Source organism: Clostridium sp. CM036 (assembly GCF_055081135.1).
The window spans coordinates 1,394,322-1,409,364 of the sequence record NZ_CM143652.1; the positions used below are offsets into that span (position 1 = coordinate 1,394,322).

Annotated in this window: 20 protein-coding genes and 1 pseudogene; 7 read left to right on the forward strand and 14 right to left on the reverse strand. The window is 29.6% G+C overall.

What is annotated here, in order from left to right:
- Positions 1-51: 51 nt before the first annotated feature.
- From ACWJKE_RS06560 to ACWJKE_RS06570, 3 genes are all read right to left on the reverse strand, one after another.
- A complete protein-coding gene (locus ACWJKE_RS06560; RefSeq protein ID WP_216303633.1) occupies positions 52-441 on the reverse strand; it encodes a VOC family protein in 390 nt (129 codons plus the stop codon).
- Between the two features lie 500 nt (positions 442-941).
- The gene (locus ACWJKE_RS06565; protein ID WP_216303632.1) at positions 942-1,454 is read right to left on the reverse strand and encodes a DUF3189 family protein; all 513 of its coding nucleotides are present in this window, start codon (positions 1,452-1,454) and stop codon (positions 942-944) included.
- A 238-nt stretch (positions 1,455-1,692) separates the two neighbouring features.
- The gene (locus tag ACWJKE_RS06570) at positions 1,693-2,448 is read right to left on the reverse strand and encodes a PHP domain-containing protein (protein ID WP_220287062.1); all 756 of its coding nucleotides are present in this window, start codon (positions 2,446-2,448) and stop codon (positions 1,693-1,695) included.
- 561 nt (positions 2,449-3,009) lie between these two features.
- Between ACWJKE_RS06570 and ACWJKE_RS06575 the strand changes: the two genes are divergently transcribed.
- Complete coding sequence (locus ACWJKE_RS06575; RefSeq protein ID WP_220287061.1) at positions 3,010-3,561, forward strand: DEAD/DEAH box helicase family protein; 552 nt, start codon at positions 3,010-3,012, stop codon at positions 3,559-3,561.
- Positions 3,562-3,865: 304 nt separating this feature from the next.
- On the opposite strand, the gene ACWJKE_RS06580 is transcribed toward ACWJKE_RS06575, so the two are convergent.
- Together ACWJKE_RS06580 and ACWJKE_RS06585 are read right to left on the reverse strand one after the other, a co-directional pair.
- A complete protein-coding gene (locus tag ACWJKE_RS06580; RefSeq protein WP_216303627.1) occupies positions 3,866-5,563 on the reverse strand; it encodes an ABC transporter ATP-binding protein in 1,698 nt (565 codons plus the stop codon).
- A gap of 19 nt (positions 5,564-5,582) precedes the next feature.
- Positions 5,583-6,644 carry an ArsR/SmtB family transcription factor gene (locus ACWJKE_RS06585; protein WP_216303626.1) on the reverse strand — a complete coding sequence of 354 codons (1,062 nt, stop codon included), beginning with the start codon at positions 6,642-6,644 and terminating at the stop codon, positions 5,583-5,585.
- Positions 6,645-6,913: 269 nt separating this feature from the next.
- Here ACWJKE_RS06585 and ACWJKE_RS06590 point away from each other — a divergent pair, with 269 nt between their 5' ends.
- From ACWJKE_RS06590 to ACWJKE_RS06600, 3 genes are read left to right on the forward strand one after another with little or no spacing between them, the layout of a single operon-like run.
- Positions 6,914-7,219, forward strand: coding sequence for a PadR family transcriptional regulator (locus ACWJKE_RS06590; protein WP_165414625.1), 306 nt, complete (start codon positions 6,914-6,916; stop codon positions 7,217-7,219).
- Positions 7,216-7,671 (forward strand): hypothetical protein, encoded by a 456-nt coding sequence (locus ACWJKE_RS06595; protein ID WP_462959283.1) that lies wholly within the window; start codon positions 7,216-7,218, stop codon positions 7,669-7,671. The genes ACWJKE_RS06590 and ACWJKE_RS06595 overlap by 4 nt, the downstream gene beginning before the upstream one ends.
- 8 nt (positions 7,672-7,679) lie before the next feature.
- Positions 7,680-7,859, forward strand: coding sequence for a hypothetical protein (locus tag ACWJKE_RS06600; protein WP_165414627.1), 180 nt, complete (start codon positions 7,680-7,682; stop codon positions 7,857-7,859).
- A gap of 75 nt (positions 7,860-7,934) precedes the next feature.
- Here ACWJKE_RS06600 and ACWJKE_RS06605 read toward each other — a convergent pair whose 3' ends face one another.
- Positions 7,935-8,426 (reverse strand): recombinase family protein, encoded by a 492-nt coding sequence (locus tag ACWJKE_RS06605; RefSeq protein ID WP_220287107.1) that lies wholly within the window; start codon positions 8,424-8,426, stop codon positions 7,935-7,937.
- 365 nt (positions 8,427-8,791) lie between these two features.
- Between ACWJKE_RS06605 and ACWJKE_RS06610 the strand changes: the two genes are divergently transcribed.
- Positions 8,792-9,025, forward strand: a complete 234-nt coding sequence (locus ACWJKE_RS06610; protein WP_220287057.1) for a GNAT family N-acetyltransferase — start codon at positions 8,792-8,794, stop codon at positions 9,023-9,025.
- Between the two features lie 28 nt (positions 9,026-9,053).
- Here ACWJKE_RS06610 and ACWJKE_RS06615 read toward each other — a convergent pair whose 3' ends face one another.
- The 6 genes from ACWJKE_RS06615 to ACWJKE_RS06640 all read right to left on the reverse strand — a co-directional run bounded on the left by ACWJKE_RS06615 (position 9,054) and on the right by ACWJKE_RS06640 (position 12,407).
- The gene (locus ACWJKE_RS06615) at positions 9,054-9,266 is read right to left on the reverse strand and encodes a DUF3006 domain-containing protein (protein WP_220287056.1); all 213 of its coding nucleotides are present in this window, start codon (positions 9,264-9,266) and stop codon (positions 9,054-9,056) included.
- A gap of 16 nt (positions 9,267-9,282) precedes the next feature.
- Positions 9,283-9,420, reverse strand: a complete 138-nt coding sequence (locus tag ACWJKE_RS06620; RefSeq protein ID WP_220287055.1) for a hypothetical protein — start codon at positions 9,418-9,420, stop codon at positions 9,283-9,285.
- A gap of 120 nt (positions 9,421-9,540) precedes the next feature.
- A complete protein-coding gene (locus ACWJKE_RS06625; protein WP_369811897.1) occupies positions 9,541-10,062 on the reverse strand; it encodes a ComEC/Rec2 family competence protein in 522 nt (173 codons plus the stop codon).
- A 237-nt stretch (positions 10,063-10,299) separates the two neighbouring features.
- Entirely contained in the window at positions 10,300-10,908 is a 609-nt protein-coding gene (locus ACWJKE_RS06630; RefSeq protein ID WP_220287053.1) for a class I SAM-dependent methyltransferase, read from the reverse strand.
- Between the two features lie 235 nt (positions 10,909-11,143).
- Positions 11,144-11,437 carry a hypothetical protein gene (locus ACWJKE_RS06635; RefSeq protein ID WP_220287052.1) on the reverse strand — a complete coding sequence of 98 codons (294 nt, stop codon included), beginning with the start codon at positions 11,435-11,437 and terminating at the stop codon, positions 11,144-11,146.
- A gap of 337 nt (positions 11,438-11,774) precedes the next feature.
- Positions 11,775-12,407, reverse strand: coding sequence for a CatB-related O-acetyltransferase (locus ACWJKE_RS06640; protein ID WP_462959284.1), 633 nt, complete (start codon positions 12,405-12,407; stop codon positions 11,775-11,777).
- A gap of 569 nt (positions 12,408-12,976) precedes the next feature.
- Here ACWJKE_RS06640 and ACWJKE_RS06645 point away from each other — a divergent pair.
- Positions 12,977-13,120, forward strand: a pseudogene (locus ACWJKE_RS06645) (thymidylate synthase); the annotation flags it as partial.
- Positions 13,121-13,202: 82 nt separating this feature from the next.
- Positions 13,203-13,703, forward strand: coding sequence for a dihydrofolate reductase (locus ACWJKE_RS06650; protein ID WP_220286669.1), 501 nt, complete (start codon positions 13,203-13,205; stop codon positions 13,701-13,703).
- A 197-nt stretch (positions 13,704-13,900) separates the two neighbouring features.
- On the opposite strand, the gene def is transcribed toward ACWJKE_RS06650, so the two are convergent.
- Positions 13,901-14,350 carry a peptide deformylase gene (gene def, locus ACWJKE_RS06655; protein ID WP_220286668.1) on the reverse strand — a complete coding sequence of 150 codons (450 nt, stop codon included), beginning with the start codon at positions 14,348-14,350 and terminating at the stop codon, positions 13,901-13,903.
- Complete coding sequence (locus ACWJKE_RS06660; protein ID WP_220286667.1) at positions 14,351-14,587, reverse strand: helix-turn-helix transcriptional regulator; 237 nt, start codon at positions 14,585-14,587, stop codon at positions 14,351-14,353.
- Positions 14,588-15,043 lie beyond the last annotated feature (456 nt).

The following is a 15,043-nucleotide window of genomic DNA, read 5'->3' on the forward strand; positions in this document are numbered from 1 at the left end:
ATTACCGTTCGTGGTTGTTGGACAATAACATAATAATGTTAAATATCAGCCTTATTCTGTTATCTCTATTCGATTTCCATCATGGTCTAAAATGCAACTCTCATAGTAACCATCTCCAGTATAACGTGGCTCACTTACTACCATGTAACCTGATTTTCTTAATGTATCAGTAAGTCTATTAACCTTTTCGACACTCCCTACAGAAAAAGCAATATGAATTAAGCCAATATATTGACTAATAGCATCATTTAAATTGGAAGGAATTGTCGTCATCTGCATAATTTCAAGTCTAGCACCTGATTCAAATTTAATAAAATATGATTCGAAATGTTTTTTTATATTAGTATATTTATCACCAGCAATGCCATCAAAATAATCCACATAAAATTTCTTTAATTTTTCAATATCTTTAGTCCATATAGCTACATGTTCGATTTTCATATTAACACATCCTTAATCCTATATTTTAGACAAACCGCCCTTGCGGGGTTCCAGAATGTGTATTATTTAATGAATTATTATCAACATATTCTTCTTCCAACCATTTGTATATAGTAGTAATTATAGCATGAATATATTTATAATATACAAGGAAAAGGCAATTAATATATAAACCTACATAAAAACATTATGTCGTGAAAGATCCGTATTACGTAGCAACTGATAAAAGATGTTCTTTGTTTATTAAATAGTGTGATATTTAAAAAATATATTATAATTAACCAAAATATAAATCAGAATTGGTAAAACGAAAAAGGAGAATAGTTATGCTTGAATACAGATTTGATACGCAGTTGTTAATTGAATGATAAAATCTTTCAGAAGATAGAATAAACGAGTATATTACAAAAAGCATTAAACTCAGTATCAATTACTTTCCCATTTTGAAATAAAAAGTTACATCAGCTTTTAGTTGATGTAACCCGTATAATAGTTAAAAATCATTTTTTCTTAAATTCCTTATTATCTAAAATAATAACCCCTGACTTATCTTCCTTTGCTGCCTTCTTTGTGTGATTTACAAGTTTTATAACGTCCTGGTATGATTGTTTTGCTCCTTTTACAAGCAAGGGCACTCCTATAAAATCAATTTTTAGCCATCTAGAAAATAATCCACCAAAGGTCATTGGTAATGGAACAGTTGGTGACGTATTGGAAAATATAATTTTTTCATTTAATAGATTTTGTTTATGAAGCATAGATGCTAAATTATATAATCCAGGAATTAAAACCTTTGAACGTCCCCTACCTACAACATAGACTTTGTTACCATCCTCATCACTTCCATAATAAAAAAGTTCTCCACGATTTCCATATACTAACTTATTAAAGTTAGGTAATTCCAATATTTCATCCTTAGTCGGTTCTCGGGTTTCATCCAGCATTTTTAAGTGATAAGCGATTGCTAAAATAGATGAGTGGGTTCCTCCATAACAATTATATATGTATATCATTTAAATCACCTTATTTCTTATTTTTAGCTTTGTTTTAATAATTGTAGTATATGCATTAAACATTGATATTAACCATTGATATTAAACATTCTTTGAACACACTTTCTCTAATGCCTTAAATGTTTCTACAATTCTTTATACATAAAATAAATATAATATATTGCAACGAAAAAAAAGGTAGCTCTTACAGACTCTAAGAGTAATTGTCGGAATGGAAATAAAGTTTAATCTAGCCACACTAATATCTTAATAATTTCATTGATCTATGTGCACTTCCATCAGCATTAACAATATCATCATCTGTAAGACCTGCCTCAACTGCAATATTATAAGCTTTACCAAAATACCCTACATCCTCCGATTTGTGTGCATCACTTCCCAATGAAAATTTAACACCCATATTCTTTAACTTTTTTATTGTTTCAATATCCATATTCTTATGACTTCTGTTAATTTCCAAAGCAGTATTTCTTTCAACAGCAACCTTTCCAATTTCGATAATATCTGGATTAACATGCTCTAAAGGATGATTTAATATTGCAATTTCATATTTTTTAATGGCATTAATCGCAGCTTCTGTATAATTCCTCAATAAAAATGGATTTTGCACTGCTCCAGGATGATAACCCACACAAATTATATCCAGGTAATCAATTACTTCATCTTTAATATCTATATCACCTTTTTTAGTAACAATATTACATTCTACGCCAAGAAGAATCTTAAAGTCATTCTCCTTCAATAATGAACTCTTATTAATATCATCAATTGATTTGCGTAATTTTTCATATTGATTTAGTTTCATCCCGAAGGTAATATGTTTATAACCATGGTCTGTTATAGCAATTTCTTTTAATCCTCTTTTTATTCCAGCTTTAACATTTGATTCAATACTTCCTTTTGCATGTTCTCCCAAAATAATATTAAATAAGGGAATATGTCCCTTTGCAATATTAGTATGAGTATGATAGTCTGCAATAATCTTAAAACTCATTTTATCCCCTCCATGGTTTAATATCTTTTAATTAACCGCTTCATTATCAAATTGAAAAGCTTCTTGTATCCACATATGTAATTTCCCTATGGCATGTTTATCATCCAGTTTTAGTTTGCCCATATTACTGGATAATACTTACCTCAATTTTGTTAATTATGCGATAAAAGCTATCACCTTAAGTATATACTTAAATGATGATAGCTACGAAAATTGCTCAATTTCTGAAACGAGCTATTGAACGATGCCGCGTTAGCTACTATGGAGATTCAATCTTTCTCCTCTTTCTGAAATTAGCTTTAACATTAAGATTATTAACTTTAATTCTCACAATTGTATCTATATTCCTTCTTATTTTTGATTATCTTCTAAAAATAGACGTACTTTCCCCCTACCCTAAATTTTTGTTTCACGGCATTTTATTTTTTTGATCCCTAATATATAAAATCTTTTTATTTTATATATTGTTCGAAGTTAAAATAGGATAATTAACCATATATTTATGTTGCAACCGTAAAATATTGCGAAGTAATATTTATATTTGAGAAAAGAGGTGTTGTTTTGAAATTAGTATTTTTAATTGGAGATACTGCTGTCGGTAAAATGACAGTTGGACAGGAGCTGGCCAAAATTACGGATTTTCGGTTATTCCATAATCATATACTTATTGAACCTGTAATAGAGACATTTGGATATTTTTACGGAAAAGCAATAACACGAATGAGGGATGTTATTTTTGAGGAATTTGCGAATTCTGACTGTTACGGATTAATTTTCACATATATGTGGGCATTTGACCAGCAATCCGATTGGAATTATGTAGAACATGTCTGTGACATTTTTAAAAAACATAGTGCAGATATATATTATGTGGAACTTGTTGCACCTCAATCTATCAGACTACAAAGGAATGCTACTGAAAATCGTTTGAAGCACAAAGCAACAAAAAGAGATGTTGAAATGTCAACCCAAAGACTCATTAATGATGACAACAACTATCGTTGTGTCAGCAATGATGGCGAAATTCCATTTGAAAATTATATAAAAATCGATAATTCCACTCTTCCAGCAGAAATGGTTGCAAAGATGATAAAAGAACGATTTGACTTATAATATATTAGAATACAAATATTAGTTATACATCGCAACAGGAAGACATATTACGAATTAAAAAAAGTGGTGGAATAAAACCAACTGGATTGGTATGCTACCAGTTTTAATGGGAGTAATTTATTACCTATATATATGAGAAGTGCAGGTAAATAGCTATAGTACAAAGATTTATCTTATGTACTATACCTATTTATCATCACTCTTATGAAAAAGAAAAAAGGCATTGCTGCCGTTTGTGGCTGTTGGACAATAACCTTTTTTCCTGAACTTTCGTCCTACTGGCATTCGCTTTCTCCACATACTTTCACTTGTCATCTTCCTTTGTAACATTATAAAGACTAAAAAAGTATCCTTTTTTCTGTGTTAATTCATCAAAACTACCTATCTCCTCTATCCTTCCATTGTTGACTACTATTATCCCATCATACATTCTGAGTACTTCATCAACAAGTTTGTGTGTAACTACCATACACGTCAATTCATTAATACCTAAAATTGATTTTTCTATATTATAAGCTGTCTCATTATCAAGTGATGATGTTGCTTCGTCAAGTACAAGGATTGGAGTGTTTTTAATCAATGCCCTAGCAATAGCCACCCTCTGCTTTTCTCCACCTGATAGATTACAACCATTTTCACCAACATTACTATCGAGTCCACCAGAAAGTCTACCTACTAATTCTTCAAGTCCTGAAAGCTTTACCGCCCTTTTAATATCCCCCTCACCATATTCCTTAAATAACGCAATATTTTCTCCTATACTATTATCAAACATAAATACATTTTGATGTATTACCGTAATCAACTTATACAAATCACTAACTTTAATCTCTCTATTATCAACTCCATCAATTTTTATAGCTCCCTCAAAATTCTCATAATACCTTAAAAACAATTTGATTATAGTAGATTTACCGCTTCCACTTCCCCCAACAATTGCATATTTACTACCTTTTTTAATATTCAAAGATACACGATCTAGCGCCTTCCGTTCTTCACTGTAGCAGAAATTTACATTTTCAAAGGTTATTCCCCTTTCAAAACTTAACTTATCAATCCCACTATCGCGATTTTGATTTTCACCTACAAATTTCACTAGCTTCTCACCGATTAATTTAACTGCTTTAACCTTGTTTAATCTTGTTGACACTGCAACAAGCGGCCCAACTATATTATTCATCAATTGAACTGTAGCAATCATTGCACCCACTGTTAACTCACCCTTAATAACAAAATAAGTTCCCAGTCCCATTGCTGTAAAAAACATTAAAAATCCACCTATTTCAGATAAACCATCAACAAAAGCACTAAGCAGTAAATACTTATATTTTGAATTTTCAACCCTATAATTTGATATTTTATATTCATCTTGAATTTTGTCCTCAATATTAAAACTTTTTATCACTTCAAATCCTGAAAACATATCCTTAACCTTTGTTGTAAATATACCTAGGTTATCAGAATATATATTTTTGCTTTTTCCTAATTTTTTTCCAAACGCCATAGGAATTATAATAGTAACTGCCCCAACAACAAAAACACCAATTGTAATATAAACATTCATTTTTATTATAGCAAAAGTAGCAATTCCAAAGGATATAGCGTTATAAATAATCTGAAGAATGTTTATAAAATAATCCTGCTCAACAATATTAATATCATTTGTAATCAAAGAAATATATTTCGCACTATTTTCTTCATTAAAGCTTTTTAAATTTTGCCCAAGTATTTTACCAAATACATCATTTTTTAATGATACCAACGTTTTCTTAATATACAAAGCTTCCAAAAACTTTCTTGTATAACCTATAGCAAATGTTGCTACCACATAACATAGAGAAAATACCAAAGCTGTCTTTAATTCACTCACCGTACCCTTTGTTCCTATATCAACAATTGATTTTAATATAAAAGCAAGATACACATTTGCTACTGCTGTAAGTGCAATCATAAAAATATTTACAGAAAGTAGACCCTTAAATTTGAAAAAATACCTCTTCATTTTATTCCCCCCCAACTATTTATAATTTAAATGTTTTCTTCAAAAACTCAATAGACTCTCTTAAAGTATCCTTATTAACAACATAATAAGTCTTTTGCGCTCTTTTTTCAGATTTAACTAATTTTACACTTGCCAAATAATTCATATGATATGACACTGTGGCCATGGAAATCCCATATTTATTAGCTATTTCCTGACTATAGACTTCTCCATCCATAAGATAATTTAGTATATTAAACCTTGTTTTATCACACAAATTTTTGAATATGTTGATATTTTTTTCAAATTCATTTTCTCCAATTAATCGTTTTGTTGTTGCTTCAAAATCCCTCCCCAAGAACATATATAATTTTTTATCTGATTCATGAAAAGCACAACTTATTGAATTAAAAAAAATAGTATTAACGTATATTTCCTCATAATCATCAAATTTTAAAAATACATCCTTGAAGTTTCCAAGTATTTTCTCTAAAAATTTAATTCCGTCGTTATTTATATTTTCTTCAACATAATTATTAAATACTTGTATTGATTTTTCATATTTCTCCATGGTCTGTTCATATTGAGAGATATATCCCTCAATAAACTGCATAAATTCTCTTACCCATTTGTCACTATTATTAATAAGTTTTAGTAGCTTCCACTTCATGTTATCATCCACTTTTAAAGATTCTATTAAGTCTAATATTTTGATATCACTTTGCAGTATCTCATTAATCTTTTCCTTAGAAGCAGCATCCTCCTTAAATTCTCCCATAGATTTAATCGCTTCATATTTAATTTGCTGACCATTCAACTTTCTTATAAAATTTATAAGTTCCTCCTTATCAGAGCAGCCCCATATATCTGAGTTCTTACCTATTGGATAATTTAATGGTGACCCTTCTTTAAAATATACCTCTAAAAGCTCAATATTTTTATTAACTATCTTAGATAGTGCTTTTACGGCTCTTTCTACATCTTTGTTGACCTCTGCTTCAAACTTTGAATGCATTTCCCTGTGGCAATCATTCAATACCCAGGATATACTATCAAACAAATCAAGTAATACACCTCGCCTTTTATCAAAAATTATCTTCATTTTATCCCCTCATTCTTCATATTTGTATCTAAGCATTACTTAGAATGTCATCTAAATACATTTTAGACAATTCTCTATATAATGTCAATATAATTTCGATATATATTTGAATGTAATTTATATATCCATCTAATTCTAAATAGAGCCGAAATTAATGTAATCACACGGTTACTACATATTAATATTGACAAATAGGTTTTTGCAGTTTACTATTACGTTATGTGATATACCATGCAACATAATAAGTTATAGGAGATGAACAAAGAATAATGAGCTCAATTGAACGATTTTCAGAACCTACATTATTTATTTTAATTAGTTTAGCAGAGAGTAACAAACATGGTTATGCGATCATGGAAGATATCGAAATTTCATACAATATTAAAATTGGACCAGGTACATTATATGGTGCTATTAGTCGTATTGAAAAACTAAAGTTCATTGAGAGTGTTCCCTCAAAAGATAGGAGAAAACCTTATCAAATTACTCCTGAAGGCAGAGAATATTTACAAGGAAAATTGAGAGAAATGGAGAATGTTACAAACTTAGGTTTTAAGAGGTTAGGTATGATATGAAATGGGTTATTTATCTATATCCTAAAAAGTGGAGAGAACGTTATGAAGATGAGTTTTTATATATTTTAGAGAAAAGGAAGCTCTCTTTCAAAGAAATAATTGATGTATTTGTTAATGCAATGGATGCACGACTTTTAAATTTAGTGGAGGTGATTATAAGTATGGGTAATAATATAAGTGATATCATGCTTAAATCTGTTTTTAAGCGTTCATTAATAATTGGTTCAATAGTTTTATTAGGGGTGATCAGTGGATATTGGGTCGGCGAAAGAACTCCTTCTTTTTTTGAATTATCTCCTAAAATGATTCTCCTAATTGGAGTTGGCTTAGGGACTTTTGTAGGTTATGTAGCTGGAGTGGTAAGAGGAATCATGCGTGTCATAAAAATAACGCAAAAAGAAGATGTGTTCTTACCAACTGGCAAATTAAAGTTTGATAAAATAGAAAGGTGATGGCGAATTTGAAACAAATAAGGATATTTAATAATACCAATAAATTTTGTTTAGTAACAGAGGTAAATGATTTTATCAAAAATAATAAAGTGAAAATTAATGACATTCAATATAGTTCAAATGGGGGCAGTCTTATGTTTTCAACTCAATATTCTGTTATGATTATTATTGAAGAAGATGACTTATAAAGTTAAGACAGATTTTGAAAGTATTGCGTTTTTAATCTTGCTGAGGATTACCGTATTTTTTACAAGTAAAGTAATCTAGTGCGGTAGATAAATAAATTTAAAATACAGGCCATAAGCTATAAAGAGATCCCCCTGAAGTATATCTAAAAAATAACCATCATATCCAAGATATTGAGAATGCTTATATGTCATATAATTTATTATAATACCCAACATAAAGATTAATTTAGTATAATGTTTTCTACTTTTATTAATTTTATTAAGACAATATAATGTATATGTAAGAAGTAAAAAATGAATGATTGTTTTTGTATCGATATTCCCTTTAAGACTAACAAGTTCTACACCTTTAATTTTTAGTTGTTCAACAATATTAAGTAAATCCTTAGTGCTTCTTTCGAGTCTACTTATACTTTCTATATAAAGAGTATCACCATCCCTAACGTACTCCATCATTTTTTTATACCCTGCTCTTTCAGCATCTTTGCCACTAACTTTTTCAATAAAATATCTATTAATTTTAAATTCACACAGTGCTATTTCTTGTCTATCTGTATGCTGTTCAATTGATGAAACTCATATGTATGCAATATTTTACATATAAATAACCTCTTTCTAAGACAATATTTATTAAAATAATACAGGATATGTTTGAAAATATCAATTGTTTAATATGAACGTTCAAAAATGCAAAAGCTAAATATATTGAACGCTCTATATACTGTTTAAAAAGGTACACCTTTACGGAGAGCAATTCGTTTTAACATCAAACTATAGTTTCTATTTAAATTATGAAATGTATACAGATAGGCTGTATTGGTTTGTAAAAATAGTATTTAATGGTATTATATTTCTAGTGATTAAGTCGCAACTGTAGGAAATTGCGAATTATAGATTATTCATATATAACATAGTGAAAGGGGTATATAGGTATGAAAACACCCACATTAGAAACGGATAGATTAATATTACGGCCATTTTGTATGGAAGATGCACAGGAAGTATTTGAGTGTTGGGAAAGTGATCCTGAGGTAGCAAAATATATGTTTTGGACCAGTCATAATGATATAAACAAAACTGTTAACTGGGTGAAAAAAGAATTAAGCAAAATAGATTCTGATGATTGGTACAGATGGGCAATTTACTCAAAAATTTCGGGGTTTTAGGCGTAGAACCCCAAATTAAAATCATTCTTTATTCCCATAAATCTTCAGTTAATTTTTGGATTTCTTTACGTCTTTTTTCAGTTTCATTTATATCAATAGTAATCGTATTATTATTGATAATTAGTACATCGCCTTCTTTAGCTTGAGAAGGTAATGTAATCCTTTTAATATCTATCATAGTTCTATCTTCTTTTTCACATACTGCATAAAGCCCCTCAAATCTATCAATAATTATTTTCATAAATTATATCCTCCTCTTATTGTGGTGGATTACATTTACTGCATGGAGTTAATCCTTTTGATTTTGCATCACTTAAGCTTATTGAAATTTTACTTTTACTTAAGGAGGAACATCCATCTACATGATACTTACTTCCAGTTTTAGTAGTATACACAGTTGTATTTTGATTTTGACTTGTTGTAACTGTTGGATTAGGAGTTGATACTGCCTTGCTGGTTGATGTATTACTAGATGATGAACTACTTGTAGAAGTGGCCCCATTATAACTACCTGGTTACACATTAAAACTTACATTGGTACCGTTAGAAGTAGCAACCACCGTGCCGTCTTCATCAGTTCTATAAACTGGTATATTTTTAGCTTTTAATCTGTTCATAGTTGATTGTGTAGGATGTCCATAGCTATTTCCTTTGCCCACACTTACAACACCATATTTAGGATTTACCTTATCTAAAAAACTTTGTCCTGTAGAAGATTTACTTCCATGGTGACCTATTTTAAGTACTGTTGCCGATAAATCTAACCCTTTTGATAACATTTGACTTTCTGATTCAGCTTCTGCATCTCCGGTTAATAAAAAGGACGTATTTCCGAAAGTGACTTTTGCAACTATAGAGTAATCATTTGGATCTTCATATCCTGTTCCATTAGGTGCTAATATAGTAACAGTCGCATCACCTATTTTAAATGTACTGCCTACTGATGGAACTGTTAATTTCAGTCCTTTATTATTGACTGCACTTCCAAAACTTTTAAAAGTATTAGGGTGTTTTTGCCTATCCCGCCAAAAAGGTATATTAGTAGATTATATAGAAAAAAAGCAGCAATGCCTTTTAAAGTTGATGAACAATATAAGAATAATGAGACTTATCTGCAAACAAGATTTTGATCCTAATCTTACCAATGTCTTTTTCCTTATAACCAACCCTTTTCTCTGCAATATTCTTTATCTTGATGACCATCCGAATAGCTACTCATAAGATTTCTAAATATCCTAAACAATATTTTTGTTTTTAATGGGATATAAACTTTTTTATTTTTTTACTATATAATCAATATATCCCTGAGTTATCATTTTGCCTTCATATATTCTTTCCAAGGTTCTATTCTCTTTCAATAGTATATTCATATCACTAAAATATTGGTCACCTTCATTTATATCAAAATATGAATGAAGGACTTTTTCACCATCTTCATCTTCAAGGAATTCATTTTCACCAGCTTTTTCACCCTTTTCAAATCCAAAGTTATTCAGTGAAAGAAAATTAATGAAGCATAAGCCATTAGGTTTAAGTACTCTTTTAATTTCATTGACTGCAAGGGCTATATCTTGTTTTTTCATATGAAAGATTGAATTATAGGAATATACAAAGGAAATTGAATTATCTTCGAAGGGTAGGTGTCTCATATCACCTTTGGCGATATTTAGTATCATTTCGTGAAGTAGTTCAAATTCTTTGGATTTTTGGACTTGGGTATCATCTAGTTCTATTCCATAGGTCTCATATCCAAATTCATGAAAAAGTCCTAGGGGTGGGCAGTTTCCTCCTGCTCCACAATCTAACACCGTTTTTTCTAAGGAAATATCCTGGCAATGTTTTAAGAATTTGTAAAGTTCAGTTTGTCTGTACACAATGTTCATGAAATTACCCCCTAATAATTAAATTTAATTCATATTTGTAATGATACAGTAATAATACATTAATTATAAGTCTTAATGTATCTTAAAGTCTGTGCTTTTGAAGAATGGTTAAATATATCCATAAGTAATTCTAATGAAGATCCATTTTGATATGCATGGTATCCAGCCAAAGTGAAAGTAACACAATTACTATTGTGTTACTTTCGCTAATCCAATCCATTTTACAAATTTGAGTTTATTTTATTATAAATTCAAAAATTGAAAACACTAAAGCAAGTATCGCAGCCAATAAATGACTTTTAGCAACCTCTTTATTTTTCTTCCAATACTGAATGGCTTGAATTAACATTGACACACCCAACAATGGAACAAATACACCTGTTTCAATTTTCCAAACACCTAAAATCTGCGTACATACAAATATTATTATGCTTATAGAACAAATATTGCTAAGTACAGACAGCACTTTTTCATCTGTTTGTTTTTTACTCCATTGTTTTTGACTCCAGCTACCTCTCACTTTTCCCATTGTACCTCCCATATGATTAATTATTATTTTATTATCTAAGACGCAATAATCTACGATTATGACATAGATGTTTAGCTAATTATACTATTTTTACCTAATTATATATATAAATTAAAATTGGTTTTGTTAATTATATGATAAATTAAATAGTATATTATTAGGAATTCAAAAACATAAAAGTCGTGAAAGATCACTTTCACGTCATTTAAGAGATTAACATCGTTGCAATCGCAATAAATATTATTACTAGTACATCCTTAATACACTAAACCCCACATCTAATGATATGGGGTTACTTGAGTTGTTCACTTTTACATGAGTTGATATTTTTAAACTATCACTTTAACTTATCAATGTTTCCTGATTGAATATATTTAATATTTGCTTGGATTTTTTCATATGTCCAATTCCACCACTTAATTTTAAGCAATTTAGAAATTATGTCATCATCATACCTTTTCTTTATAACTTTAGAGGGTACTCCTCCAACAATAGTATATGGCGGAACATCCTTGGTAACTACTGCCCTAGTTCCAATAATTGCACCATCTCCAATTTTCACACCTGCCATAATTATAGCGTCATAACCTATCCACACATCATTTCCAATTACAATATCCCCCTTATTATCCCAAGCATTTGTTATATGGCCGACGTCTAAGCCCCATTCCTCATAAAATATTGGAAATGTATAAGTAGATAGTGATTTCATTGTGTGATTTCCACTTGTCATGAGAAACTTCGCTTTACATGCAATTGAACAAAATTTCCCAATTATTAATTTATCATTGTTTACAGGATACTGATATAATACATTATTTTTTTCAAAATCCCTTGGATCATTATAATAATCATTATATATTGTATAATCTCCAACTTTTATATTATCTCTTGTAATTATATTTTTAAGATATATTGTTTGGTAATCGTTACTTCTTGGATATACTTTATTTGTATTTGGAATAGTCATGTTTACCTCTCTCCTTTGTATTATGCTAATGAATTATGCTAATTTTTTGACTATCCCATTATTACAATACATTTTTTCATAGAACCACTCCTAAAATAATCCTTATTTCTTTCGTTGTTTTATACAATTACGGATTAATTCACAAGTAAATAATACCATTATGTACGATATATTACTATTATTTAGCGGGAATTTTACAAAGAGTGCTAACTATAATCCAATAAAAAAATCTTAGACCATTCCCCCTTAAAGTGTAATTTAACAGTCAAGGAAAACACAACAAATGTCGTGAAAACAGACTTTCACGTCATTTGTACTTTATTCTTTATGTGGCTTTTTATGCAATTCAGTGTATGAGTTATACAAAATATCCCTTGTGGTAAACTCATATGCGGCTATTCATGATATAATATTTAAAACACATTTATAGAATGCTATGTTGTATTTGTATAATATGGGCAGCTAACTATTAGTGCTTTGTACACGGGATATAGTAAGGAAGTGAATATTTAGTGGGTTTGGGTAATTGTTGAATACCCTCTCACTAAAGATGAATTATGTTAAATGAAATGGATAGACAATATCTTAAAATGGGTGAGAAGATTTTGAAAAGAGGATATCATGACTAAAACCGTACTGGAGTTGCAACTTACAAACTACCTCATCAAATTATGCAATTTGATTTAGAAGAAGAATTCCAGATATTAAAAACTTCTATAACTTTACACCAGAAGATATTAAACTTATAGATTATAAACACCTTGGGAAAATAAATATGGGGAGTGTGGCGGTATAATGCTTACATGTATTGTTGCAATTGGAGAGGATTTTGCTATAGGTAAAAATAACAATTTACTTTGGCATTTTTCAAAAGACTTAAAAAGATTCAAGCAAATCACAGGTGGAAATACTATTATAATGGGAAGAAAGAATTTTGAGACACTTCCTGGTATCCTTCCTGGTAGACATCATATTGTTATTACACAAAATAAAGATTTTGTTATAAATGATGAAAGAGTTACTATTTTAAATTCTAAGGAAGAGCTATTTGCATTTATGGAAGACAGTAAAGAATACTTTGTTATAGGTGGCGGAAAGATTTACAAGTTATTATTGCCTTATTGTAATAAGATACATTTAACAAAAGTACATAAGAAATATAATGCTGATATTTTTTTCCCTAAACTAAACTATTTAGAGTGGAATAGTAGAGAAGAAGAAACTGGGTACATCAATGATGATAAAACAACATCATACACTTTTTTAACACTGGAACGTATTATTAAGGTGAAATAAAAATATATATGGAATATCATTTTTTAAAACTACCAATAACCCATACAACATAATTAAATTATATTGTATGGGTTATTGGTAAAGATAATGTTATTGATAGATTACTTAATAACTCTTAATATAATAAGGAAAAATACAAATATCGTGAAAGATAACTTTCACGTCATTTGTGTTATAAGTTCGTTTATTGATTTGCATTACTTTATATATTCAGTAATTAGATCAGTAAAAAGAATACCTTCTAAATGGTCTATTTCATGGCAAAAACATTTTGCTAAATCTCCTGTGCCAGTCACTATAATTTCCTCTCCATTCTCATTCAACGCTTGTACCGTTACCTTTGCAGGTCTTTTTAACTTCCCTAATCTATTTGGAATGCTTAAACATCCTTCTACAACTTCTTGAATACCTTCCGACTTAATTATCTTTGGATTAACTAATTTTATAAGTCCTTGACCCATATCTACTACAATTAATCTCTTTAGTATGCCTACCTGTGGAGACGCCAACCCTCCACCTTTTGAATTATACATAGTATCTGCCATATCATTTAGAATAAGCCGTATTTTATCGTCTATTACTTCAACTAATCTGCTTTTTTTTCTCAATATTTCATCATCAAAAAATCTAATTTGTCTTAATGCCATTTAAACTACCCCTCTACTTTGCTGTGCTCTAGATTTTCTTTCACTTTCTTCAAAAAGAAAAACATCCTCTATGGAACTGCGAAATGTTTTACAAATATCATAGGCTAACCATATAGACGGCTCAAATTTTGCTGTTTCAATAGAATTAATTGCTTGTCTTGATACACCCACAAGTTCTCCTAATTGTTGTTGCGTTAATCCAAAAGATTCACGAAATTGTTTTATTTTATTTTTCATTAGTACCACCTTTGTAAGGTTAACCTTACATTGCTAATATAGCATTATTTTACTATTATGTCAATTTAACACTATGTATAGAATTACATTAAATTATATATAAGAAAAGCAAAATAGGGTTCGTTAATATTGGGGTAAAAAGAATAGTTTATATTATGGTATCAAAAAAACACAATGTCGTGAAATAATTAATTTAACGACATTTGTTATGTACCTATATATAGCCTAGAGCTTCATTCATTCTTTTTCCATATGCACTAAGCAACTATTTCACTGCATAAAAGGTGTCTAATTGAGAATATGCACTCCATTTATGCACTTTTTAACAATTTATCCATGCTCTAAACTCTATACCATTTTAATAATATTTAGTACATAGTATAAGAAAGAGACGACATAACTGAATCTAAACTTATGTTATCTCTTATCTCAACTCTACAAATTGGAATTTTGTAG